General features: G+C 66.0%; 21 protein-coding genes. 16 read left to right on the top strand and 5 right to left on the bottom strand.

Going from position 1 to position 24,619, the window contains the following annotated elements; all coding sequences use genetic code 11:
• The first annotated feature begins 334 nt into the window (after window positions 1-334).
• The 6 genes from NYE40_RS23350 to NYE40_RS23325 all read left to right on the top strand — a co-directional run bounded on the left by NYE40_RS23350 (window position 335) and on the right by NYE40_RS23325 (window position 7,040).
• Window positions 335-1,807: a phospholipase D-like domain-containing protein gene (locus NYE40_RS23350; RefSeq protein ID WP_339279033.1), complete on the top strand. Its 1,473-nt coding sequence runs from the start codon at window positions 335-337 to the stop codon at window positions 1,805-1,807.
• A 333-nt stretch (window positions 1,808-2,140) separates the two neighbouring features.
• On the top strand, window positions 2,141-2,911 hold the full coding sequence (locus NYE40_RS23345) for an HAD family hydrolase (RefSeq protein ID WP_101807536.1): 771 nt from the start codon (window positions 2,141-2,143) through the stop codon (window positions 2,909-2,911).
• Between the two features lie 190 nt (window positions 2,912-3,101).
• The gene (locus NYE40_RS23340) at window positions 3,102-4,460 is read left to right on the top strand and encodes an MFS transporter (RefSeq protein WP_180968351.1); all 1,359 of its coding nucleotides are present in this window, start codon (window positions 3,102-3,104) and stop codon (window positions 4,458-4,460) included.
• Window positions 4,461-4,554: 94 nt separating this feature from the next.
• Complete coding sequence (locus NYE40_RS23335) at window positions 4,555-5,697, top strand: DUF3221 domain-containing protein (RefSeq protein ID WP_146000435.1); 1,143 nt, start codon at window positions 4,555-4,557, stop codon at window positions 5,695-5,697.
• Between the two features lie 110 nt (window positions 5,698-5,807).
• Window positions 5,808-6,608 carry a tyrosine-protein phosphatase gene (locus NYE40_RS23330; protein ID WP_339279032.1) on the top strand — a complete coding sequence of 267 codons (801 nt, stop codon included), beginning with the start codon at window positions 5,808-5,810 and terminating at the stop codon, window positions 6,606-6,608.
• 57 nt (window positions 6,609-6,665) lie between these two features.
• The gene (locus NYE40_RS23325) at window positions 6,666-7,040 is read left to right on the top strand and encodes a glyoxalase (protein WP_339279031.1); all 375 of its coding nucleotides are present in this window, start codon (window positions 6,666-6,668) and stop codon (window positions 7,038-7,040) included.
• A gap of 65 nt (window positions 7,041-7,105) precedes the next feature.
• On the opposite strand, the gene NYE40_RS23320 is transcribed toward NYE40_RS23325, so the two are convergent.
• Complete coding sequence (locus tag NYE40_RS23320) at window positions 7,106-8,056, bottom strand: aldo/keto reductase family protein (protein WP_101807541.1); 951 nt, start codon at window positions 8,054-8,056, stop codon at window positions 7,106-7,108.
• 160 nt (window positions 8,057-8,216) lie between these two features.
• On the opposite strand from NYE40_RS23320, the gene NYE40_RS23315 reads away from it, so the two are divergent.
• Complete coding sequence (locus NYE40_RS23315) at window positions 8,217-8,549, top strand: helix-turn-helix domain-containing protein (protein WP_244912694.1); 333 nt, start codon at window positions 8,217-8,219, stop codon at window positions 8,547-8,549.
• Window positions 8,550-8,586: 37 nt separating this feature from the next.
• Here NYE40_RS23315 and NYE40_RS23310 read toward each other — a convergent pair whose 3' ends face one another.
• Entirely contained in the window at window positions 8,587-9,546 is a 960-nt protein-coding gene (locus NYE40_RS23310) for a cation diffusion facilitator family transporter (protein ID WP_028600213.1), read from the bottom strand.
• Window positions 9,547-9,711: 165 nt separating this feature from the next.
• On the opposite strand from NYE40_RS23310, the gene rlmN reads away from it, so the two are divergent.
• From rlmN to greA, 3 genes are all read left to right on the top strand, one after another.
• On the top strand, window positions 9,712-10,809 hold the full coding sequence (gene rlmN / locus NYE40_RS23305) for a 23S rRNA (adenine(2503)-C(2))-methyltransferase RlmN (protein ID WP_339279030.1): 1,098 nt from the start codon (window positions 9,712-9,714) through the stop codon (window positions 10,807-10,809).
• Window positions 10,810-10,985: 176 nt separating this feature from the next.
• Complete coding sequence (locus NYE40_RS23300; RefSeq protein ID WP_052333527.1) at window positions 10,986-12,041, top strand: GNAT family N-acetyltransferase; 1,056 nt, start codon at window positions 10,986-10,988, stop codon at window positions 12,039-12,041.
• Window positions 12,042-12,145: 104 nt separating this feature from the next.
• Window positions 12,146-12,619, top strand: coding sequence for a transcription elongation factor GreA (greA, locus tag NYE40_RS23295; protein WP_028600214.1), 474 nt, complete (start codon window positions 12,146-12,148; stop codon window positions 12,617-12,619).
• A gap of 677 nt (window positions 12,620-13,296) precedes the next feature.
• Here greA and NYE40_RS23290 read toward each other — a convergent pair.
• Together NYE40_RS23290 and thrC are read right to left on the bottom strand one after the other, a co-directional pair.
• Window positions 13,297-13,875 (bottom strand): YetF domain-containing protein, encoded by a 579-nt coding sequence (locus tag NYE40_RS23290; RefSeq protein WP_028600215.1) that lies wholly within the window; start codon window positions 13,873-13,875, stop codon window positions 13,297-13,299.
• A 135-nt stretch (window positions 13,876-14,010) separates the two neighbouring features.
• Complete coding sequence (gene thrC / locus NYE40_RS23285) at window positions 14,011-15,399, bottom strand: threonine synthase (RefSeq protein ID WP_028600216.1); 1,389 nt, start codon at window positions 15,397-15,399, stop codon at window positions 14,011-14,013.
• A gap of 119 nt (window positions 15,400-15,518) precedes the next feature.
• On the opposite strand from thrC, the gene NYE40_RS23280 reads away from it, so the two are divergent.
• The 3 genes from NYE40_RS23280 to NYE40_RS23270 all read left to right on the top strand — a co-directional run bounded on the left by NYE40_RS23280 (window position 15,519) and on the right by NYE40_RS23270 (window position 20,731).
• Window positions 15,519-16,112: a DNA-3-methyladenine glycosylase gene (locus tag NYE40_RS23280; RefSeq protein ID WP_028600217.1), complete on the top strand. Its 594-nt coding sequence runs from the start codon at window positions 15,519-15,521 to the stop codon at window positions 16,110-16,112.
• A 145-nt stretch (window positions 16,113-16,257) separates the two neighbouring features.
• A complete protein-coding gene (locus tag NYE40_RS23275) occupies window positions 16,258-17,106 on the top strand; it encodes a tail fiber protein (RefSeq protein WP_127464585.1) in 849 nt (282 codons plus the stop codon).
• A complete protein-coding gene (locus NYE40_RS23270; RefSeq protein WP_339280103.1) occupies window positions 17,048-20,731 on the top strand; it encodes an InlB B-repeat-containing protein in 3,684 nt (1,227 codons plus the stop codon). Before NYE40_RS23275 ends, NYE40_RS23270 begins: the two co-directional genes overlap by 59 nt.
• A gap of 86 nt (window positions 20,732-20,817) precedes the next feature.
• Here the strand turns inward: NYE40_RS23270 and NYE40_RS23265 are convergent, their stop codons facing one another.
• Entirely contained in the window at window positions 20,818-21,399 is a 582-nt protein-coding gene (locus NYE40_RS23265) for an NAD(P)H-dependent oxidoreductase (RefSeq protein WP_339279029.1), read from the bottom strand.
• 117 nt (window positions 21,400-21,516) lie between these two features.
• On the opposite strand from NYE40_RS23265, the gene NYE40_RS23260 reads away from it, so the two are divergent.
• Genes NYE40_RS23260 through NYE40_RS23250 form a run of 3 tightly spaced genes read left to right on the top strand, consistent with a single transcriptional unit; the run spans window position 21,517 to window position 24,592 of the window.
• Complete coding sequence (locus NYE40_RS23260; RefSeq protein WP_028598828.1) at window positions 21,517-22,551, top strand: AraC family transcriptional regulator; 1,035 nt, start codon at window positions 21,517-21,519, stop codon at window positions 22,549-22,551.
• Entirely contained in the window at window positions 22,548-24,017 is a 1,470-nt protein-coding gene (locus NYE40_RS23255) for an FAD-binding oxidoreductase (RefSeq protein WP_043111301.1), read from the top strand. Before NYE40_RS23260 ends, NYE40_RS23255 begins: the two co-directional genes overlap by 4 nt.
• On the top strand, window positions 24,014-24,592 hold the full coding sequence (locus tag NYE40_RS23250; protein WP_052333204.1) for an MFS transporter: 579 nt from the start codon (window positions 24,014-24,016) through the stop codon (window positions 24,590-24,592). Before NYE40_RS23255 ends, NYE40_RS23250 begins: the two co-directional genes overlap by 4 nt.
• Window positions 24,593-24,619 lie beyond the last annotated feature (27 nt).

Raw genomic sequence — 24,619 nt, 5'->3', positions numbered from 1 at the left:
TTTCAAAGGGACGAGCGCGGCGGTACTCATGAAGAAAACCCTCGCGAAACGCGGGACTAGAAAGAGGCCTTCCATGAGCGCATCCCGCCCCAATGAACCGATTCCTCCATCCGACCTCGCGGACGCCGATCCATCCGATCCGCGTCGCCGCCAGCGGCCATCCGACCGCCGTCATGCAGCGAACCCGCTTCCGGCAAAAGCGGCACGCAGCGCGCCGGCCGCTGTACAGGGCGGGGATGAGCCCGCGCCCGCTCGGCCTGATTCGGGCGGAGCTTCAAGCCGTCCGCGCCGTTCTCGGCGCCCCCGCCGCCCCGGCCTGCGGCTCGTCCTGCTCTTGCTTTTCTTGCTCTTGTACGCCGGCGTCGTCCTCTATCAGGCGAACAAGCCGCTGCCGCCCGGCGTGTCGTTCGAGGGCGCGGTCCATCCTGTGCCGGCAAGCCGCATCGAGCTGCTGACCGACTTGACGTTCGAGGACGAGGACGGGGGCAAGACGACGGAGCAGGCCATTTTCTCGCGCATGCTCCGGGCGATCGGGGACGCCGAGCGGTTCGTCGTGCTTGACCTGTTTCTTTTCAACGGGTATTACAACGAGGACCAGTCGTTCCCGCCGCTGAGCCGGCCGGTCGCAGACGCCCTCATCGCCCGCAAAAAAGAGCTTCCGAATCTGAGCGTCACGGTCATCACGGATGACGTGAACACCTCCTACGGCTCGCATCCCGCTCCTGACCTGGAGCGGCTGCGGCAGGCCGGCATCGCCGTCGTCGTCACCGACGTCGATCCGCTGCGGGACTCGAATCCGCTTTATACGGCGGGCTGGCGGTTGACGGCGGGCTGGCTCGGCACCGAGGGCCGGGGCTGGCTGCCAAACAAGATGGCCAGCGGAGCCCCCGGCATGACCGTCCGCTCCTACCTCAAGCTCGTCAACGCCAAAGCCAACCACCGCAAGACGCTCATCACCGAGGTTACGCTCGTCGTCGCCAGCGCGAACGCGCATGACGCGAGCTTTTTCAACTCCAACAGCGGCTATGCCGTCACCGGCGTGCCGGAGCTGCTGGCCGAGGCGCTGCGAACCGAGCAAGCGGCGATCGACCTGTCCGGCTCGGACGTGCGGCTGCCGGGACCGGATCAGCTCGCTCCGACGCCAGCAACTGAAGCGCCGTCCTCCGCCGCATCCGATCCAGCCTCGGCATCCTCGGGTCCGTCCTCCGCCGAGCAAGCTTCCGTGCAGCTGCTGACCGAAGGCCGCATCCGCGCGCATGTGCTGCGCGATCTGGACGCGGCGGGAGCGGAGGACCGGATCTGGCTGGGCATGTTCTACCTGGCGGACCGCGACGTCGTGCAGGCGCTGGTCCGCGCGTCCGACCGCGGCGCGCAAGTGCGGCTCATCCTCGATCCGAACGAGGTCGCCTTCGGCAACTCCAAAATCGGCGTGCCCAACCGCCCCGTCGCCGCCGAGCTGCGGGACCGGACGGACGGCCGCATCGAGGTGCGCTGGTACAACACGGACGAGGAGCAGTACCACGCCAAGCTCATGCTCGTCTCCGGCCCGGACGGCGCGGTTATCCATAACGGCTCGGCCAACTTCACGACGCGCAACCTGGACGACCTCAACCTGGAGACGAACCTGCGGGTGCAGGCCGCTCCGGACAGCCGTCCCGCCGCCGAGCTGGAGGCGTATTTCCGCAAGCTGTGGACGAACGACGGCGCCCGCTACACGCTCGACTACAGCGAGTACGAGGAGAAGACCGTCTGGCTCAAGCGGCTGATGTACCGCGTGCAGGACCGGCTCGGGTTCACGACGTTCTAGTCGGGACAGTCGAGCGCTTGGACTCGAATAAAGCCGCGCGTTCCGCAAGGAGCGGGCGGTTTTTCTGCTTCGGCACTCGCTTCGGGAGCTGCATCCGCACCGCACTCGCTTCGGCACCTGCTTCGGCAGCTGCACCCGCACCGCGCTCGCTTCGGCACTCGCTCCAACACCTGCATCCGTCTCCGCACTTGCTTCGGCACCTGCCTCCACACCTGCCTCCACACCCGCATCCGTCTCGCCCCCGCTCTCGCTCTACTCCCGCCTCGGCTTGACTATTCCGGCCGAACCTTCTTCAATGAGATCAGGAATCGAACTTGGGAACGGAGGAGACAGATGGCGCTGCTGCTGGCAGGAGAGAAGGGCTTCGAGGTGGAGGCGATCCTGTTCGACAAGGACGGGACGCTGATCGAATTCAGCTACACATGGGGAGTATGGACGCGGCATATGCAGGAGGCGTTCGCGGAGCGGCTGCGGGGAAAAGGGTTCCCGGACCTGCCGCGCGAGGAGCTCGGCCGGGAATGGGGCATCTCGTTCGCGGAGAGCGGCATCGCCTCCGGCTATGACCGGAACGGTCCGCTCGCGGCCGGCACGCTGGCCGAGCTGCTCGCGCTGCTCGCGGCAAGCGGCTACCGGCGCGGCCTCGGCTGGAGCGAGGCTCGCGTCTTCGCCCAGGAAAGCCTGCATCTCGCCGAGAGCCGGATGCAGCAGGAGCGGCCCGCGCTGGCGCTGCCCGGCGTGCCGGAGCTGCTCGCGTCCTGCCGCGAGCTCGGGCTGCCGGCTGCGGTCGTCACCGCAGACGAGACGACATCGGCCGTGCAGCATCTGAGCTGGCTCGGGCTGGACGGCTATTTTGCCGAGATCATCGGCACCGACCAGGTCGACCGCGGCAAGCCATACGGCGACATGGTCGAGCTCGCCTGCCGCCGGCTCGGCGTCGATCCGGCGCGCGTCGCCGTCGTCGGCGACACGAACGGCGACATGCTCATGGCGCGGGCGGCCGGAGCGGGAGCCGCCATCGGCCTGGCCGACGCGGACAAGGCGCAAGAGCTGCCGGACGCGGATGTCGTCGTGCCGTCCTGCGCGCAGCTGGAGCTGCAGCGCTAGGGCGTGTTTGCAGCCCCGCTCAAGCGGGCAGGGAAGAAGGGCGACGGTTCTCGGACCGTCGCCCTTCGATTTGACGCGCCCCTCCGATGACTGGATCGACGCCCGCCACGGGAACGCCATATCTGCCTCCGGGACGCCACGCATTCCTGTGATATTCTGGAAGAAAACGTAAAATTGGAGGCGCTTCCGAATGACCTCATGGAGGCAAGCGGTCCTGCTCGTCAGCGGACTGGGACTGTCCTATCTCGGCAACTGGATCTACTTCGTCGCCATCAACCTGACGGTGCTGGACCTGAGCGGCGGCTCGGCGGCCGCCGTGGCGGTGTTGTTCGCGCTGCGCCCTGCGGCGCTGCTGCTGACGAACTTCTGGTCGGGCAGCATCGTCGACCGCGCCGACCCGCGGCGGCTGATGATCGCCTCCGATCTCGTGCGCGGCGCGCTGATGGCGGCCATTCCTTTCGTCTCCACGCTGTGGGGCATCTACGCGCTCGTGTTCCTGATCGGGCTTGCCGGCTCGTTTTTCGGTCCCAGCCAGCAGGTGTACATCGTCAAGCTCATCCCCGGACAGGAGCGAGCGCGCTTCAACTCCATCCTCGGCATGAGCAGCTCCGGCGCGTTCCTGCTCGGACCCGCCGTCTCGGGCCTGTTCATCCCGCTATGGGGCGCAGACTTCAGCATCTTCTTCAACGCCGCGACGTTCTTCGCTTGCGCCGGCATGATCGCGCGGCTGCCGTCCGTGGGCGAAGGCGCAGCGGGCGCGCCTGCGGCTCCCAAGGAGGCCGAGGCGGATCGGGGCGAGCCGGCTGCCGGTGCAGCCGAACGCTCCCCTCATGGCTCGAATTCCGCCGACGAACCGAGCCTCCCTTCCGGCTCCGCCCTGGCTGCGCCAGGGAAAGTCCGGCTGCCGCGGCTGCGGGCATGGGCCGCCGACTGGCGGGAGGTCGGGCGCTTCGCCCGCTCGGCCAAGCCGTTCCTGCTCGTGTACGGCCTTTTCCAAGGCGCGATGCTGCTCGGAGCGGCGATCGACTCGCAGGAGGCGACGTTCATCCGCGAGCAGCTGACGCTGTCCCCGGAGGCGTACGGCCTGCTCGTCAGCATGACCGGCATCGGGTCGCTGGCCGGCGCGTCGACGGCGGCGCTGCTCGCCCGGCGCGTTCCTTTCCTCTGGTACCTCGGCGGCGGCACGTTCATGACCTGCGTCTTCTATTTGCTGTTCTATCTGTCGGATGGGTTCTGGATGCCGTCGGCGGCGTTCATCGGGCTCGGGTTCGGCATGGCGTATGCGGGAGCGGGCTATGCGACGTACTTCCAGCAGCAGGTGCCGGCGCAGCTGATGGGCCGCGTCGCCAGCGCGTCGGACATGGCACAGGGCGGGCTGCAGATCGCGCTTACGCTGCTCGTCGGCCTGCTGGCGGACCGGCTCGGCCTGCAGCCGGTATGCGTGGCCGTTGCCGCGCTCGCGGCCGGACTGGGGCTGGCGCTCTTTCTCCGCACGTCGCTGTTCAGGCGGTCGATGGGGGCAGGCGGGCCTTCTACGCTCGGAATGTGAGGCGCATGGCAACCTTTGGCAGGCGGCGGGCGTCAGGAAGGGCAGAAGAGGCGTTCGGTCGAGCCGAAGCCGACCCGAGAAAGGGGAGCGTGTCATGCGAGAACCAGCCGTTCGGCAGCAGGAGGGAAATGTCCTCCGCGCGCCGTCGTACCCTTCCGCCGTCCCGCCTGTCCGTGCCGAAACCGCCGCAGTAAACCGCCGCCGTCCGGATCTAGAGAGGCTGGACGGCTCCAGGCTGAACCATCGCCGCCCGGTTCGGCAGGGGCCGGCAGCCCCCGGCCTGCGCCATCGCCGCTTGCTTGGTCTGCTTGCCGCGCTCGCCCTGCTGGCCAGCGTGCTGGCGGGCTGCGGCTCAAGCGACGACGCGGAGTCGCCGGCCGTCTCCACCGCTCTACCGTGGATCGGACATGCCGTGCGCGTCGAGGAGGGGCGGTTCCTGTTCACTTCCTCCGCGCCCGGTTTGCCGAGCAACGAAGCGGTCTGGGTCGCGGTCGGAGGCGAGCTGGAGCTGCCGCCGGTCGGACAGAAGGTATCCGTCGATTTTCAAGGCGGAGCGATCGCGACCAGCTATCCCGGACAGGGAACCGCCCGCGTCATCAAGCATCTGCAGGAGGAGGGAGAGCCGTTCGCAGGCGCGTCGCTGACGGCGGCCGAGGCGATTCGCCGGGCGCTGGAGCAGCTGCCGGAGCTCGCCGTTCCGGTCGTGCAGGGAGTCGTCTATGCGGCGGACGATGCGAGCTGGACGGTGCGGCTGGAGGATGACCAGGCGAAGGACGAACGAGTTCAGGAGGTCCGGATTCCGGATGCAAAGACGCCCGCCGAACAAGGAGCGTCCATGACCGGACATGTCGTCCGCATCGACAAGGGCGGGTTCCTTCTCACGGGAGAGGGCGGCCCGTCGGGCAACGCCCTGTCCGTCACGAGCCCTGTTTCCGTCGAGCTCGGTCAGCAGGTGAGGGTCCGTTTCGACGGAGGAATCAACGAGTCCTATCCCGCCCAGGCGAAGGCGGCGTCCGTCGAGCGGATCGACAGCGGCGACCCGCAGAAGCTGGCCCTGTCGCGGGAGAAGGCGATCCGCATGGCTCTCGAACAGGCGCATGCGGCCGTGCCGATCATCGTCGAAAGCTCGTACCAGGAAAACGGCGCGAGCTGGACCGTCGTCATCCAGGACGGCATGGATGCCGAGGCGGAGCCGGAAAGCATCGGCATCCGAGTCGATGCGTCGACCGCGCCGTGAACCCGGCGCTGGACACCATCGATTCGTCGATAGCGGCAGGAGCCGGCTCGTCTCGGGACGAATAACCTTTGCGATGAGCCTGGAGCTGTCTATCCGAGGAGGAGAAAGAGATGAGCCTAGAAGAGGCTGTGGGACAAAGCGGGGACGTCCGCGCCGAGCTGAAGCGCCGGCTGAACCTGAGGGAGCTGGGCGGCTTGCCGGCCGAGGGCGGCAGGCGGGTCAAGCCGGGACATCTGTACCGGTCGGGGGAGCTGACCGATCTGAGCGAAGGGGAGTTCCGCCTGCTGGAATCGCTCGGGCTGGCGTTCGTCTGCGACCTGCGCACGGCGGACAAAGGGGCCGAGGTGCCGACGCCGCGCATCGGCGAGGCGCCGTATCTGCAGCTGCCGGTGTTCGGCGGCAACTTCAGCTCCGGAGAGATTCCGAAGCTGCTCGGCCAGCTCGCGGTGGGCGGCCAGCTCGACAATCCGCTGCCCGGCATCTACCGGCAGTTCGTGACCGACGAGCATACCCGCGGCGCCTATGCCCGCCTCATGCGCGCGCTGCTGGAGGCGGAAGGCCGCCCGGTGCTGTGGCATTGCACGGTCGGCAAGGACCGCACGGGCTTCGCAGCCGCCGTCGTGCTGCTGGCGCTCGGCGCCTCGGAGGAGACGATCGCGGCCGACTACATGGCGACCGAGGGCACGCGGCCGGAAGCGACGGAGCGCATCCTCGCCCAGGTCGGCGCCGTGCTGCCGGACGAGCGGGTGCTCGGCTTTGTCCGCTCCGTGCTGGGCGTGTCGCCGGAGTACATCCATAGCGCGCTGGACGAGATGCGGCGCGTGTACGGCTCCACCGTCGGCTACCTCGAGCAGGCGCTCGGCGTGAGCGCGGAGGAACGCCGCTTGCTTCGGGAGCGGTATTTGGAGTAAGGGGGCGCGGCTTCTAGAAGGCCCGCTCGATTGCCTGCGTGGAAAGGGAGGGACAGGATGGCTTTCGCCTACGAAGGAATCGACCATGTGCAGCTGGCCGCGCCGGCGGGCTGCGAGGAGGAGGCTCGCCGCTTTTACGGCGGCCGCCTCCAGTGGGAGGAGCTGCCGAAGCCGCCCGAGCTGGCGAAGCGGGGCGGCGTCTGGTTCCGCTGCGGCCGGCATGAGGTCCATATCGGCGTGCAGGACGGCTTCGTGCCGGCTCGCAAAGCGCATCCGGCCTTTCTCGTGACGGGGCTGGAGGAGCTGCGCCGGGCGCTGGACGAGGCAGGGATCGCGACGGCCGACGACGACGCAAGGCAAGAAGAAGGCATCTTGCGCTTCTACGCGCAGGATCCGTTCGGCAACCGGCTGGAGTTCATGGAACGGGTATAGCCGCATCCGACTAAAAGAGCCGTACCGCCGTCAGCAAGCTGACGAACGGTACGGCTCTTTTGCGATTACTTCTTCTCGCCGGTCAGGATCGACTCGATGCGCTCGACGATCTCGGCGTCGAGCTTCACGCCGGAAGCCTTGGCGTTCTCGACGACCTGCTCGGGACGGCTCGCGCCGACGAGGGCGCTGGCGACGTTCGGCTGGCGCAGAATCCAGGCGAGCGCCAGCTGGCCGACCGTCAGGTCGAGCTCTGCCGCCACGTGCGCGAGCTGCTTGACCTTGCCGATCTTCTCCTCGGTGATGCCGTTTTTGACCCAGTCGAGCTTGGCCGCGCGGCTGTCCGCCGGGATGTCGGTCGCCGACGTGTACTTGCCGGTCAGCAGCCCTTGGGCCAGCGGCGAGAAGACGACTTGTCCGACGCCGCTGCGCTCGCTGTACGGGATGATCTCCGGCTCGATGTAGCGGTTGAACATGTTGTACTGCGGCTGGTTGACGACGATGCGGTCGAGCAGATAGCGGTCGGCGATCGCATGCGCTTCCGCGATCTGCGACGCCGTCCACTCGCTCACGCCGACGTACAGCACCTTGCCGGCGCGCACGAGGTCGTCCAGCGTGCGAAGCGTCTCGTAGAGCGGCGTCTCCGGATCATGCCGGTGGCAGTACATGATGTCGACGTAATCCACGTCCAGCCGCTTCAGGCTCGCGTGGAACTGGTCGGTCAGATGCTTGCGCGAGAGGCCGCGGTCGTTGGGCAGGTCGCCCATCGGCCAGAACGCCTTGGTCGCCAGCACATAGGAGTGGCGCGGGAACGCTTTGATCGTCTCGCCGAGCAGCGTCTCGGCCGCTCCGCGCTCGTACACGTTCGCCGTATCGAAAAAGTTGATGCCCAGATCGTATGCCGTATGGATCGCCTTGACGGCGTTCTCGCGTTCCACGTACCCTCCGTACGTCAGCCAGCTGCCCAGGCTGATGTCGCTCACCTTGACGCCGGCGCTTCCCAGCCTGCGGTAATTCATGCTCATCGGGATATCCCTCCATTGGAATCGGATTTCGGAACAGCCTCTATTCTACGCATGTTTCTACCGGGATGGAAGTAGTGAAAAATTCGTCACTTTATTATACAAGGGTTATCTACTATACTTGAGGTTACTAGCTTACGAGAAGGAGACGTTCGACTTGGCTGCCAACAACTATGTACCGAAAAAGCCCGACGTGATCAACTGCAACATCGAAAAGACGCTGGACGTCATCGGCGGCAAATGGGCCTTTCTCGTCCTGCGGGAGCTGTTCGTCGGCACGCGCCGCTTCGGCGAGCTGCAGCGGCTCATCCCGGCCGTCAGCCCGCGCGCGCTCACGAGCACGCTACGCCATATGGAGCAGAAGGGCGTGCTTGAACGCAAGGTATACCCGACCGTGCCGGTCACGGTCGAGTATACGCTGACGCCCAAGGGCGAGGATCTGCATCAGATCATCCGGGAAATGAAGCTCTGGGCTTCCAAATGGACGTGAGGCTGGCTGCGGCGGCCGCCGCGCTTGCGGAGCCCCGCTAGACGCGCCGGCCGCTCGAGCGCAGGCCGAGCCGCTTGCGCTGCAGGAACGCGGCGCCGTATTCGCCATGCGGATGGATGCGGGCATGCTCGATCTGCACGGTGGAGTGGGAGATGCCGAAGTTCTTTTGAAGCGTGTCGTTGATGGCTAGAATGATGCAGTGGGGCTGGATGCGCTCGTCGGCGAACACATGCGCGGTCAGGGAGTAGTGCTCGGTCGACACGGCCCACAGATGCATCTCGTGCACGTCCTCGACGCCCTCGACGGCGCGGATCGCCCGGCGGATCTCCTCGAGATCGAAGCCTCCCGGCACGGACTCCATCAGCACGAGGTACGCCTCGCGCGTGATGCGCGCGCCGCCGGCGAAGATGATGCCCGCGATGACGAGGCTGACGAGCGGGTCGAACCAGACGCGCCCGGTCCAGAGGATGAGCAGCGCGGAGGCGATGACGCCGATCGAGCTGAGCAGGTCGCCGATGAAGTGCCAGAGCGCGCTGCGCACGTTCAGGTTGTCTTCCTCCTTCATGCTGCGGCTGAGCACGATCGTCAGCACGATGTTGACGACGAGCCCGATCGAGGCGATGCCGAGCATGAGGCCGAAGTCGATCGGCTCCGGCCGCAGGAAGCGGCGGACGCCCTCGATCAGGATGCCGACGGAGATCGCGGCCAGCGCCAGCCCGTTCAGGAACGAGGCGATGATCTCGAAGCGCAGATAGCCGAACGTATAGCGCGAGTCCGGCTGGCGCGACGCCATGTAGATGGCGGTCATGCTGAGGCCGAGCGCGATGACGTCGGAGATCATATGAGCGGAGTCGGAGAGCAGCGCGAGCGAGTTCGACAGCAGGCCGCCGACGATTTCCACGATCGTGAAGAAAAAGGTCAGCAGCAGCGTGATCCAGAGCGTGCGCTTGGAACGGGATTGCGTTTTGACATGCTCCAGGTGATGATAGTCTGGCATGGGGGTCGCGACCTTTCCGGATCCGGGGTGCGGAGCACGGCAGCCGCCGCTGTCCGGCGCCCTCGGATCTAAATTAGATTAATTATTATATTAACTCAATTCTTACATGGTTGCAATTATTATAAATGACAATGATTGTCAGTCTCAGAAAAGAGGAATGGAACGATGACTTCCCTGTATGGATTCACTTTGGATGGGCTGGAGGCTTGGCTCGGCGAGCGGGGACACCGCAAGTTCCACGCGATGCAGGCGTGGGAGAGCCTCTACCGCAAGCGGGTGCGCGACTTCGCGGGCATGGAGGCGGCCGGCGTCAAGCCGGAGGTCGCGCGGCTGCTGGAGGCGTCGTTTGCGATCGGCACGCTGGAGGAGCATACGCGCCAGGAGTCGGTGGACGGGACGGTGAAGTTCCTGTTCCGCCTGCAGGATGGCAACCTGATCGAGACGGTGCTGATGAAGCATAAGTTCGGCCTCAGCGTCTGCGTGACGACGCAGGTCGGCTGCAACATCGGCTGCAGCTTCTGCGCGAGCGGGCTGCTCGCCAAGAGCCGCGATCTGACGGCCAGCGAGATCGCCGAGCAGATCATGCGCGTGCAGCTGTTCCTCGACGATGCGGGGCATGGCCAGCGGGTGAGCCATATCGTCGTCATGGGCATCGGCGAGCCCTTCGACAACTACGCGCATCTGATGGACTTCCTCGCGATCGTCCAGCATCCGAAGGGCCTCGCCATCGGCCCGCGCCACATCACCGTGTCGACGAGCGGCCTGACGGCCAAAATCCGCGAGTTCGCGGACAGCGGCGTGCCGGCGAACCTCGCCGTGTCGCTTCATGCCCCCAATGACGAGCTGCGCACGCGCATCATGAAGATCAACAAGGCGTACCCGATCGCGAAGCTGCTTGACAGCATCGACTACTACCTCGAGCGCACGCGCCGCCGCATCACGCTGGAGTACATCCTGCTGGCGGACGTGAACGACCGCCGCGAGGAAGCGCAGCAGCTCGCCGAGCTCGTCCGCTCCCGCCCGCAGCTGCTCCGGCTGGCCAACGTCAACCTCATTCCGTACAATCCGGTCGACGAGCATAGCCAGTATCGGCGCAGCACGCAGGAGGCGATCGACGGCTTCTACGACGTGCTCAAGAAAAACGGCGTCAGCGTCAGCGTGCGGCTCGAGCACGGCGCCGACATCGACGCCGCCTGCGGCCAGCTGCGCAGCAAGCAGCTGCGCGGCGGCGAGGGCAAGGAGCCGGCCGCTGCCGGCGTGTAGGCGCATCACGGCCTCCAGGGCTGCCCCGAACGTCCTTTGCGGACGGGACGGGGCAGCCCTTCTTTGGCTATATCCGTTTCCTCCCTTTACCGGGCCTGCGGCAGGCTTCCATAATGGAGTCATCAAGGACGCCGACAGGCGGACAGGGACAGGGACAGGGACAGGGAGGAACGCCATTGATCGGGACGAAGATTCGGGCGCCAAGGCTGCCGGACGATTACGACGGCATGGCCGCGCTGTGGAACGAGTGGCTGGCGGAGCCGACGACGGCGGAGGGGCTGGCCGAGGAAGACCGCAAGATGTACGAACAGGGACAGCTGCATCGAAACGAGGAAGGCAAGCTCGCGGGCTACGATCGGCTGCGCCAGGTGGCCGAGGCGGAGGACGGACGGCTCGTCGGCTACTCGACGATCTGGCGCGCGCCCTGGACGCCGCCGGGCATGGTGAACCACTTCGTGCTCGTCGCCGCCGACGCGCATGGACAGGGCATCGGCGCGGAGCTGACCCGGAGCTCCCGCGAGTGGGCGCGAGAAGCCGGCGCGGACACGCTGCTCAGCGAATGCTGGGACGATGACGAGCGGGCGATTGCCTTCGCGCGCCGCGGAGGGTTCGAGACGGAGCGGCGCTCGTGGCAGTCGGTGCTCGATCTGACGGACGGCCAGGACCCTTCGCAGCCGGAGGACAGGATGATCATCGAGCGGCTGGAGGAGGAGGGCATCGCTTTTGCCTCGCTGGCGGACCTGCCTCCGGGAGAGGAGACGCTGCGGCGGCTGCATGAGCTGTGCACGTCGACCTATACGGACATCCCCGGCTTCCTCGGCGAGACGATGCCCTACGGGGAATGGCTCAAGTGGGGCCTGCAGGTGGAGGGCTACGCGCCGGCGCGGGTGCTCGTGGCGATGGACGGAGAGCGTCTCGTCGGCATCTGCAACGTCATCTACAACGAGGATTCCGGCGGCATGTACCACGAGTATACCGGCGTCGCGCGGGAATATCGCGGCCGCGGCATCGCCCGCGCGCTCAAGCTGCTGTCGATCCGCCTCGCGCTGCGCGCCGGGGCCCGCTATTTGCGGACGGACAACGACTCGCTCAACGTCCCGATGCTGGCGATCAACCGCCGCCTCGGCTACCGGCCGCTGCGAGGCCGCCATCGCCTGATCGCGACGCTGGAGCAAGGAGCTTCGACCCGGGAGGGCTCCGGCGCCGGCCGGACCGGAGCGCCGACGGCTTGAGGAAATTCGCCCGTCCTCTGCCGCGTCGGGGCCGCCGCTCAGCATGGTCCGGCTCGATTGTGATACACTAGAGGGCATATGCGACCCGATAGGAGAGAACGATCATGGCGAATGAAGAAATAATCCTGACGGCCGAGGGACTGGCCAAGCTGGAGGCGGAGCTGGAAGACCTGAAGGGTCCGAAGCGCCGCGAGCTGGCGCAGCGGATCAAGACGGCGATCAGCTACGGCGACCTCAAGGAGAACAGCGAGTACCACTCCGCCAAGGAAGACCAGGCATTCATGGAGACGCGCATTCTGCAGATCCAGGCGATGCTCAAGAAGGCGCGTGTCGCCGACAGCTCCGATACGTCCAAGGTGACCGTCGGCTCCCTCGTCTCGCTGCTCGATCAGGAGTTCGACGAGAAGCTGCAGTACCGCATCGTGGCGCCGGCCGAGGCCGACGTCATCGACGGCAAGATCTCGTACGAGAGCCCGCTCGGCAAGACGCTGATCGGCAAGCGGGTCGGCGATACCGTCGAGGTCGACGCGCCGATGGGCAAGATCCAATACAAGGTGCTGGAGATCAAGAGCGCCTGATTTCGCAAAAAAAGCGCATCGTTCCCGGAAGGGGACGATGCGCTTTTTTCGATATTAAAGAAAGGATATCTTTTCAGGCAATGGAGTGAGATTTTTCGATGAGAACCATCATTGGGAGCGATTCGTAGAGAAGAATCGAGACCGCATGCGGCCGTAATGAATTAGGTGTACGAGCGTTCGTCGACATGAGCGCGTGCTAACGTCATTTTTGCCTTTAGAGAGCGCGGTTCGTCGGCATCAGCGCGTGCTAACGTCATTTTTGCCTTTAGGGAGCGCGGTTCGACGGCATGAGCGCGTGCTAACGTCATTTTTGCCTTTAGGGAGCGCGGTTCGACGGCATCAGCGCGTCCTAACGCCGTTGGAACCTTCGCTCTCTGCAGAAGCCAGAAGCGAGACGGAGTTCGTGGAAGATAACAAGTTAAAAAGGTTCAACTTGAAAAAGTAATCATCATAATGCCCATCGTTAGGATATAACAAACAATATATATTGATTGGCTTACTCAAATTGTCAAGAACCCCACGCTTTTCTTAAAAGCGTCGGATTTCTTTTTGTTGTTTGCTCCTTTTCAGGCCGAGTGAAATAGCATTCTACGCCGGTAGCCAACAGGGGCGTTTTGGATGCATTTCCTCTCTTGCTCCTATCGCCGCCTGCTTAGACGGCAGGAGCTCTCGCCCGCCTATTGCAGCTTCGAATCGACGGCGCGGGTGCCGTGGCCCTGGCGGGACACTTCGTCGAACAGCTCGGCCGGTCCGGCCGCCGCAGGCAGATGCTTCAGCAGCAGGTCCTCCAGGTCGCCGACGGTCGCCGGGCGCGCCCGGCGCGTCAGCTGGTAGCCGAGCAGGCCGTTCGGCTCCAGCGTCGCCCGCTCGATCTCGCTCAGGCTGGAGATGCCGAGGTTGCGCAGCTGCATCTCGATCTGATCGACGGAGTGGCGCAGCTTGCGCAGGTTCGCCTCGTGGATCTGGCCGTTCTCGATGATGATCTTGGAGCCGCCCCGGACGAGCCGCTCGAACCGGTTCGACTTGAGCTCCAGCCAGTCGACGGCCAGCAGCGTAAGGATGAACATCACGGCGGAGCCGATGGCGATCCAGAGGTGGTGGTTGGCGATCGGCTGCACGATCGTCGTGCCGATCGAGATCATGATGACGGCTGGCGCGATGCTCATCTGCGACAGCGGCTTGCGGCCGGCGGCACGCAGCAGGACGATGCCTACGAGCACGAGAAAAGCGGATTTCCAAACCCAGTCGAACGACATGCAAAGCCTCCTTTATGGCAGAACGAGGATATCCATAGGGTAGGCAGCGCAGCCGGGGATTATGTGGCCGAAGGAAAAAGCTCGCCAAAAAGCCCCGGCATTCGCTGCCGGGGCTTGGGATCGGGCTACTCTCGTTTACTCGAAGAAAGTCTTCAGCCGGTCTGCGATCGCGTCCGCGTCCGCCGGCGACAGCTCGACATACGTCGGGCGCTCGAACAGCTCCGCGATCTGCGGCGGGTACGTCTGCTCGATGCCGACCAGCCGGATCGACTCGTCGAACTTGGCCGGATGCGCCGTCGCCAGCGCGACGACCGGGCTCGCCGGAGCGATGCGGTCGGCGGCTGCGACGCCGCAGGCCGTATGCGGATCGAGCAGATAGCCGGTGTCGCGATGGTAGCGGGCGATCGTGTCGAGGCATTCCTCGTTGCCGACCGCATGGGCGGAGAAATCCGCCTGCACGGCGGCGAGCTTGTCGGCCGGAATCGAAAGGGAGCCTTGCTGCTTGAACTGCTCCATCAGCCCGGCGACGCTCGCGGCGTCCTCGCCATAGAGATAGAACAGGTAGCGCTCGAAGTTGCTCGCGACCTGGATGTCCATCGACGGGCTGTGCGTGCCGCGGAACTCGCCCGGCTGATACACGCCCTCGGCGACGAAGCGGGCGAGGATGTTGTTCTCGTTGGTCGCGAGGATGAGGCGGTCGACCGGCAGGCCCATGCGCTTGGCGAGGTAGCCGGCGAAGATGTCGCCGAAGTTGCCCGTCGGCACGCTGAAGCTGACCGGGCCGGCATGTCCGCGCTTCGCCAGCTGCAGGTAGGCGTAGAAGTAGTAGACCGTCTGCGCGAGGATGCGGGCGATGTTGATGGAGTTGATCGCGCGCAGGTGGTAGCGGTGCTTGAAGTCCACGTCGGCGAACAGCTCCTTGATGATGCGCTGGCCGTCGTCGAACGTGCCGTCGATCGCCAGGTTGAGCACGTTGGCGTCGTCGATCGTCGTCATCTGCAGCTCCTGCACCCGGCTGACCTTGCCGTGCGGATGGAGGATGCAGATGGAGATGCCTTCCTTGCCGCGCACGCCCTCGATCGCCGAGGCGCCGGTGTCGCCGGACGTCGCGCCGAGGATATGGATCGTCGAGCCGGTCTTGGCCGCGACGTAGCGGTACAGGTTGCCGAGGAACTGCAGCGCCACGTCCTTGAACGCGAACGTCGGGCCGTGGAACAGCTCCAGCACGTCCAGGCCGTCCCGCAGCCCGCGCACCGGCGTCACGTCCTCGTCGCGGAACGTGGCGTAGCTGTCGTCCACGAGCTGCTTGAGCTCCGCGCGCGGAATTTCGTCCCCGATGAACAGGGAGAAGATCTCAAGGGCGAGCTCTTGGTAGCGAAGCTCCTGCCACTGCTTGAGCGCAGCCTCGGACAGCTGCGGCAGGCGGGCCGGCACCAGCAGGCCGCCGTCGTCGGCCAGTCCCATCAGGATGGCGTCGACGAAGCCGACCCCGGACACTTTCCCTCTCGTGCTGATGTACTCCATATCGATCCCCTACTCTGAGTGAATTTTTCGTTATTGTATCAGAAAAGCCCCCTCTTACCCACCCCTCGCGGGTAAAATAAAGGCAGATTCATGGCAGATCGGAGAAGGAGAGGACGCGCATGGAATGGATGCCGGTCGATCAGGACTTTTTCCGCCGGCCGACGCTTGCGCTGGCGCGGGCGCTCATCGGCATGGCGCTCGTCAAGGAGACGCCGGAGGGGAGGGCGGCCGGCTGGATCGTCGAGACGGAAGCCTATTGCGGCCCGGACGACCGGGCGGCGCACAGCTACGGCGGCCGCCGTACGAAGCGCACGGAGGTCATGTTCGGCGAGCCGGGACATGCTTATGCGCATGTGATGCACACGCATTGCCTGCTCAACATCGTCAGCGAGCAGGCGGGATGTCCGCAAGGCGTGCTCATCCGGGCGCTGGAGCCGTGCGAGGGGCTGGAGCTGATGGCGCGCAGGCGCGGCCTCGGCCTCCGGCCGCATGAGCTGGCCAGCGGACCGGGCAAGCTGTCGCGGGCGCTCGGCATTACGATGGCCGATTACGGCCATGCGATGTGGGTGCGGCCGCTGTTCGTCGCGGCCGGGCGCGAGCCGGGAGAGATCGTGGCCGGCCCGCGGGTCGGCATCGGCAATAGCGGCGAGGCGCGGGACTATCCGTGGCGCTTCCGCGAGGCGGGTAACCGGAATGTGTCGCGGCCGCGATAGCGCGTTTGGCAAAACTAGAAATTGCATTTTTTTGGAATGAATGCTGTAGTAGAGTAGAGAAAGCATTCATTATGATCCATGGGGGAATCTGATTGTGATATTGTTGCCGATGCCGGCGCTCCTGCGCCGAACGCTTGTCCTGGCGATGGCCGTATTGATCGCGCTGGGGGGCGGGCTGCTGCCTGCGCCGCCAAAGGCCAATGCCGCTTCTGGAATCGAGCCGATGCTCGGGCAGGTCGCGCTGTTCGCGACTGATTTCGCGCCGCGAGGCTGGACGTATTGCGATGGCCGGCTGTTGAGCATACAGTCGAATACCGCTTTGTTCAGCTTGCTGGGGACTAATTATGGAGGCGACGGGAAATCGACATTCGCGCTCCCGGATCTTCGGGACGAGGATCCGATGGGCGGAGTGGGTTATTATATCGCCGTGAGAGGCGCTTTCCCCAATCGCGATGAAACGGCGGATATGCCGGGTCAGATCGGAGTGAACATCGGCGAGGCCGTTCTATTCGCCGGCAGCTTCGCCCCGGGGGGCTTTCTCAGCGCCAATGGCGGCACGCTGGCCATACGCGAGCACTCCGCCCTGTACTCGCTTGTCGGCACGACCTACGGAGGGGACGGCAGCTCGACGTTCGCTCTTCCGAATGTGGCGGATGTCGATGGAGTGAAGGTGCTGGTCGCTCACAAGGGCGGCTTTCCCGACCCGCAAGTTTCTACGTATCCGCAGGAGTTAGCCTACATGGGCATGGTGTCGATGCATGCCGGCGCTGCCAGATGGCCGCAGGCCGTCGGGCAGACAATTCAGATATCGGAAAACGAGGCGCTCTTTTCCGTGCTGTACGCCCGCTTCGGAGGCGACGGCATCCGGATCTTCCAGCTTCCTGACCTGAGAGGCAAGCTGCCGTTTCCGGCTTACCTGGCGGAGACGGGCATTTATCCGGTTCGCGAGGGGGGGCTCCGCGCCGCTGGCGGCAGGAGACAGCTTCAGCTTTAGAGCGGCGCCGGCCTTTGCGTCCAGCGTCAGCGTGCTCGCCAATGACAGCGGAGCCAACCGGGCGGCGGTGAGCAAGCCTCCATCGAACGGAACGCTGACGCTGCGCCCCGACGGAACCTTCATCTATCAGCCGAGGATGGGCTTTGTCGGAGGGGACTCATTCCTTTACCGCGCCTCCAACTCGGAAGGCAGCAGCACGGATGCGCTCGTCCAGCTGAACGTAAGTGCGGAGCCGGCGCCGGTCGTGACCGGCGTGACGAACGGCGCCTCGTACAGCCGGCCCGTGACGATTGCGTTCGACAGCGGTACGGCGACGCTAGACGGCCGGCAGATTCCGAACGGCCATGTGGAGTCGGGCGAAGGCTCCCATGTGCTGGATGTGCGTTCGCTGCATGGAACGTCGCAGACCAGGCTCACCTTCAGCATCGACATGACGCCTCCAATCGTGACAGGCGTGAAGGATGGGGGCTCCTACAACGTCCCGGTGACGCCGGTGTTCACGGAAGGCACGGCGACGCTCAACGGGGCGCTCTGGACGAGCGGCCAGCCGGTGTCGGCAGATGGGACGTATACGCTCGTCGTGACCGACGCGGTCGGCAACGCGGCGACGATCACCTTCCGCATCGAAACAAGCGCGGTCGTGGCTTTCGACAGCCATGGAGGCAGTACGGTCGCATCGCAGACGGTGCCGGCCGGAGGGAAAGCCGTGAAGCCGAGCGACCCTACGCGGACGGGCTATACGTTCGGGGGCTGGTACACGGACGCGGAGCTGAAGCAGGCGTATGATTTTAATGCGGCAGTGACGGGCCCGCTGGAGCTGCATGCGAAGTGGACGCTGAATCAGTATGCGGTGAGCTTCGACAGCCATGGAGGCAGCGCGGTTCCGGCGCTGGACGTGGATCATGGCGCCAAAGCCGCGAAGCCAAGCGATCCGACGCGAACGGGTTACACGTTCGGCGGCTGGTACACGGAGGCGGAACTGAAGCAGGCGTATGATTTTGACGCCGAGGTGACGGGTGCGCTGGAGCTGCATGCGAAGTGGACGCTGAACCAGTACGCGGTGAGCTTCGACAGCCAAGGAGGCAGCGCGGTTCCGGCGCTGGACGTGGACCATGGCGGCAAAGCCGCGAAGCCAAGCGATCCGACGCGAACGGGCTACACGTTCGGGGGCTGGTACATGGACGCAGAGCTGAAGCAGGCGTATGACTTCGACGCTGAGGTGACGGGCGCGCTGGAGCTGCATGCGAAGTGGACGCTGAACCAGTACGCCGTGAGCTTCGACAGCCAAGGAGGCAGCGCCGTTCCGGCGCTGGACGTGGATCACGGCGGCAAGGCCGGCAAGCCGAGCGATCCGACGCGAACGGGCTACACGTTCGGGGGCTGGTATACGGACGCGGAGCTGAAGCAGGCGTATGATTTTGACGCCGAGGTGACGGGTGAGCTTCAGTTGCATGCGAGGTGGACACTGAACCAGTATGCGGTGAGCTTCGACAGCCACGGAGGCAGCGCGATTCCGGCGCTGGACGTGGATCACGGCGGCAAGGTCGGCAAGCCGAGCGATCCGACGCGGACGGGCTACACGTTCGGGGGCTGGTACACGGACGCAGAGCTGAAGCAGGTGTATGATTTTAATGCGGCGGTGACGGGCCCGCTGGAGCTGCATGCGAAGTGGACGCTGAACCAGTATGCGGTGAGCTTCGACAGCCACGGAGGCAGCGCGGTTCCGGCGCTGGAAGTGGATCACGGCGGCAAGGTCGGCAAGCCGGCCGACCCGACGCGAACGGGCTACACGTTCGGGGGCTGGTACACGGACGCAGAGCTGAAGCAGGCGTATGATTTTAATGCGGCGGTGACGGGCCCGCTGGAGTTGCATGCGAAGTGGACGCTGAACCAGTACGCGGTGAGCTTCGACAGCCACGGAGGCAGCGCGGTCGCGAAGCTCGACGTCGATCACGGATCGAAAGCTGTGAAGCCGGCCGATCCGACACGGACGGGCTACACGTTCGGGGGCTGGTACATGGACGCAGAGCTGAAGCAGGCGTATGACTTCAACGCCGCAGTAACGAGTGCGCTGGAGCTGCATGCGAAGTGGACGCTGAACCAGTACGCGGTGAGCTTCGACAGCCATGGAGGCAGCGCGGTTCCGGCGCTGGAAGTGGATCACGGGGGCAAGGTCGTTAAGCCAAGCGATCCGATGCGAACGGGCTACACGTTCGGCGGCTGGTACACGGACGCGGAGCTGAAGCAGGCGTATGATTTTAATGCGGCGGTGACGGGCGCGCTGGAGCTGCATGCGAAGTGGGCGGCCGTTCCAACGCCGGAGCCATCGCCAACACCGACGCCAGCTCCGACGCCAACACCGACGCCGAGCCCGACGCCAACGCCAACGCCGACGCCAACGCCGGGAACGGCGAGCCCGAGCCCGACGCCAGCTCCGACTCCCGGCGCGGACGCGGTTCTCATGGTGAACGGCCAGCCGGCGGCAATGGAGAAACAGGACGTACCGCTGACGGACGGACGGCAATCGACCCGCTTCCTTGTCAGCTCGGAGCAGCTCGCGGCCTGGATGGCCGCCGCTGAGGGAAGGAGCCTGACGCTGCGCCTCGAGGCGACGAGCGAGCTTGCCGAGCTGGTCTTCCCGGCCGGAGCGCTGCAGAAGCTGACGGCCGGCGCGGCTGTCGAGCTCATCGTCGAGAAAGGCTCGGCGAGCTACAGGCTGCCGGTCTCCCGTCTTGCCGGGCTGAGCAGCGAGGCTGTCGTAACGGTCGTGATCGGCGTTCCTTCGTCGGAAGCGGCCGCTCAGGCGGCTCGCGCAGCAGGCGCTTCCGGCCGCAGCCTCGGTCCGATGGCGGAGTTCTCGCTGCGGATCGACGGCAAGAGCGCCGGCGACCATGCCGGAACGTATATCGAGCGGACGCTCGTGCCGCCTTCGACGGAAAGCGGCTGGTCCGCCTTCTATTTGGATGAGCGCACCGGACAGCTGCGGTTCATCCCGCTGCGAAACGAGAACGGACGGATCACGCTGTTGTCGCCGCATGACAGCGTCTACGGGCTGATCCGGTCCGATGCGGCGTTCAAGGATCTGGCGGGCCACTGGGCGCAGGCCGACCTGAACCGCCTGGCCCGCCTCGGCATCTCGAGCGGAGTCGGGGAAGGCCGATTCGCGCCGAACCAGGCGGTCACGCGCGCGGAGTTCGCGGCGATGCTGGCTCGCGCGCTCGGCCTGGCCGAGCCGGCGGAGCGCTCCGGCTTCGGCGATGTGCCGGACCAAGCCTGGTATGCGGGCGATCTCGCCTCTGCCGTGCGTGCCGGCCTCGTGAACGGCGTCTCCGCCGAGAGCTTCGCTCCGCAGGCGCTCGTCACGCGGGAGCAGATGGCGGTCATGGTCGCCAAGGCGCTGGCCTATGCGGGCCAGCCGGCAGCGGCAGATGCTGCGGCGCTGTCCGCTTACCGCGATGCCGCTGCCGTCTCGAGCTGGGCGCAGGAGCCGGTTTCCGCGCTGACGCAGCTCGGCCTGATGTCCGGCACCGGCAGCGGCGAGCTGGATCCGCAAGGCAAGGCCGACCGCGCGCAAGCGGCGGTGCTGATCCTGCGCTTGCTGGATCGGCTCGGCTTCGCCGGATAAAAGAAAAAAGCGTCCAGCCCCGCATCGACATGCGGGGCTGGACGCTTTTTGCCTTCAGGGCAGCCAGGATCAGCCGCTGCGGGGCATCACTTCTGCGCCCGCCCGAGCTGCTCGGCCTGGGCCAGCATTTTCGCTCGCCGCTCGTCGCTTGAGCCGCGGATCGAGCCGAAGCGGGTGACGCCGACCGGGCGGATGCCGCAGAACTCCAGCACGCCTTTTTTCATGACGGTAATGCCGGCATCCCGAAGTAGGGTTCGGTAATACCAAGTCGGGGAGTCCATCGTGGCGATGATCCGTCCGCTCCTGCCGCCCAGCAGCTTCACCGGCACCGGCTTGCTGTCGTCGTAGCGGAAGGCGAAGCCGGGCAGCAGCGCGCGGTCGAGAAAGCCCTTGAGCACGGCAGGCATGGAAGCCCACCAGATGGGGAAGATCCAGACCGTATGGTCGGCCTTCAGCAGCGTCTGCTGGGCATTCAGCAGATCCGGCTCCAGCTCGGTGCGCTTGCGGTAGCCGTAGCGGAGGTTCGGCTCGAACGCCAGCGAAGCGAGGTCGAGCACGCTCACCTGCGCGCCGGACGCTTCGGCTTCGCGGATATAGGCGGCGGCCAGCGCGTGGCAGAGGCTTTGCGAATCAGGATGGCCGATGATGACAGCGATGCGGCGGGACATGGGCAGTTCTCCTTTTTTCTTCCAGGATGAGGTTGATTCTATGATAAACTGGCCGTAACGCGCCGCGCAGTGAGCGAAGGCGCTGCGATGATGACGAAAGGCGCAAGGAGGTGCCGCATGAAGGAAAACGGAATGACGGTGGCGCTGCTGGCCGCATCGGTGCGCGGCATGGCCGCTCGCGGGCTCGATACCGGGCGCTTCTGCCGGGAGGCCGGACTGGATCCGGAGCTGCTGCGGCGAGGCGATGCCCGGATCGCGCACGAGGAGATGGCGCGCCTCATGGACGAGGCGGCGCGCTTCGCCGGCGACCCGCTGTTCGGGCTGCATCAGGGAGCTGCGATGGAGCTGGCCGATCTCGGCGTGGCGGGCTATGTCGTGCAGCACTGCGCCACGGCCGGCAAAGCGGTGCAGGCGATGAACAAGTATCACGAAATGATCTGCAGCGGCTATGAGCTGAAGGCCGCGCCTGCGGAGAACGGCCTGACGGAGCTGCGCTTCCGTCTGAACGACCCGGCGCTGGAGGCGTCCCGCCACTGCACGGAGGACATGGTCGCCTCGCTCTGCCGCTCGCTGCTGCGGCTCGTCGGCCGCCCGGTCGAGCTGGCCGGGGTGTCGTTCCGGCATGCGCCGGCGGCGGATCCGGAGCGGTACCGGGACGTGTTCGGGCTGACTCCGGAATTCGAGGCGGCGGAGGATGCGATCCGGCTGCCGGCCGAGGTGCTGGACTGGCCCGTGCTGGCGCGGGAGGAGAGGCTGCGGCAGGAGTTTCAGGCGCTGGCCGACCGGATGCTGGACTCGCTCGCAAAAGGCCAGGAGACGACGCGCGAGCTGACCCGCTATCTGCTGGAGCGGACCGGAGCCGCGCCGCCTGCGCTGCCCGCGGCCGCGCGGGCGCTCGGCATGAGCGCGCGCAGCCTGCAGGCCAGGCTGCAGCGAGAGGGGGCGACGTTCGCCGGCGTCGCCGCGGAGATGCGCCGCAAGCTGGCGCTCCGCTACTTGGCGAAGCAGGAGCTGAGCGTGGCGGAGGTGGCGTACCTGCTCCACTTCTCGGAGCCGAGCGCTTTTCACGGGGCGTTCAAGCGCTGGACCGGCATGACGCCGGGCCAGTACCGGAGCAGCCTCGCGCTCGAAGCGGGGCAAGCCGGCGGATGAAGGGCCGTCGCGGCAGGCTTCGCCTCGCGCTGGCCGCCTGCGCGGTCTACGCGCTGCTGCTGTCGCTGTCGCTGCACGCCCGGTCGGCTCAGCCCCGCGGCGAGCAGGCGACCGACGTCGGGCGCGTCGTCAGCGCGCGCGTGGACCGGACGGTGACGGTCCGCAGCGCGGACGACGCCCGCCGGGCCGTGCTGGAGGCGGCCGCCGAGGGCCGCAAGGTCAGCATCGCCGGCACGCGCCACAGCATGGGCGGGCAGACTTTTTATGAAGGAGCGGTCGTGCTCGACCTGAAGCGCTACGACCGCATCCTCGCGGTCGACGAGCAGGCGCGGACGGTTACGGCGCAGGCCGGCGCGACGTGGGCCGACATCCAGGAGGCGGTCAATCCGCTCGGCCTGTCGGTCCGCGTCATGCAGTCCCAGAATCTGTTCACGATCGGCGGCTCGCTGAGCGCCAATATCCACGGCCGCGACCCGTCGGAAGGCCCGCTCATCGCCGCCGTCCGCTCCATCCGGATGCTGCTGGCCGACGGCAGCATCGTGACGGCGAGCCGGGAGGAGCGGCCGGAGCTGTTCCGCGCGGCGATCGGCGGCTTCGGCGTGCTCGGCGTCATCCTCGAGGCGACGCTGGAGCTGACGGCGGACGAGGTGTACGAGTCCCGCACGTCGCTGCTGTCGTACCGCGAGTTCCCGCAGCGGTTCGAACAGGCGGCCCGCTCGCCGGATACGGGGCTGCTGATCGCGCGGCTGTCGACGGCGCCGGAGCATTTTCTCGAGCGGATGTACATGACGGAGTTCCGGCGGACCGGGCTGCCGCTGGCGAGCGCGGACCGGGAGCTCAAGCAGGACCGGGCGGTCGAGCTGACGCGCTTCGTGTTCGGCCTGCAGCGCAAGCACGATTGGGGCAAGAGCCTGAGCTGGAGCCTGCAGGAGCGGCTGTTCCGCTCGGAGCAAGGCGGACTCGTCACGCGCAACAACGCGATGCGGCCGGAGAGCGATTTCCTGGACTATCGGGATGCGCAGCATAGCGACCTGCTGCAGGAATATTTCGTCCCGCTCTCCCGGTACGAGGCGTTCGTCGACGGCCTGCGGGCGCTGCTGCGGGAGGAGCCGCTGAATGTCGTCAACATCACCGTCCGCTACATGCCGCAGAACGGCGAGTCGGCGCTGTCCTACACCGCCTCGGAGGATCGGGCCGCGCTCGTGCTGCTGATCAACGAGAAGCGGAGCGCGGCCCGGCTCGAGCGGCTGGAGCGGCTGACGCAGCGGATGATCGGACTGGCCCAGTCGCTCGGCGGCACGTATTACTTGACCTATCAGCCCTATGCGACGCTGGAGCAGTTCCGCCGGAGCTACCCCGGATGGACGGAGCTTGCGGCAGCCAAGCGGAGGTACGATCCGGGAAGCCTGTTCTGGAACGACTGGTACGGCAAGTATGGAAGCGAAGAAGGGGGAGGACGCCGATGAAGCCGATGAAGCGGAGCGCGCTGCGCTGGGTCATGCTGTCGCAGAACGCGATGACGCTCGGTTCGGGCATCGTCTTTCCGTTCTACTTGATCCAGATCAAGGAGATCGGGGGCGGCTTCGCGGAATACGGCATCGCCTACGGCTTGTTCACGATCTGCTCGGCGTTTCTGAACGGCTGGTTCGGCCGCTCGTCCGACCGCTTCGGCCGGACGCCGCTGCTGCTGATCGGCTCCTGGGGGATGGCCGGACTATTCCTGCTGTTCCCGCTCGCCACGAGCATCGCCCAGGTATACGCCCTGCAGATCGCGATGGGGGCGTTCGGAGCGATGCAGCGCACCTGCGAGAAGGCGCTGCTCGCCGATCTGACCGACGGAGAGCCCGGACGAGGCGAGAAGATCGGCCGCTATCAGACCGGCATCGCCTTGTTTTCGGGGATAGCGGTCATCGCGGGCGGCTTCCTGATCGACTACTTCACGCTCGACCTGATGTTCTATGCGGGCTCGGCGCTGCTGCTGGCCAGCGGCCTGCTGCTGCTGCGGGTGGACGAGCGGGGCGAGGAAGGACAGGCGGGCTAGGGGCTCGGCGATGTCGGATATTGGGGC

Origin of the sequence: Paenibacillus sp. FSL W8-1187, from assembly GCF_037965485.1 — a bacterium.
GTDB lineage: Bacteria > Bacillota > Bacilli > Paenibacillales > Paenibacillaceae > Paenibacillus_O > Paenibacillus_O pasadenensis.
Note: the sequence above shows the minus strand (reverse complement) of the source record. Positions and strands in the feature narration are given on the sequence as shown.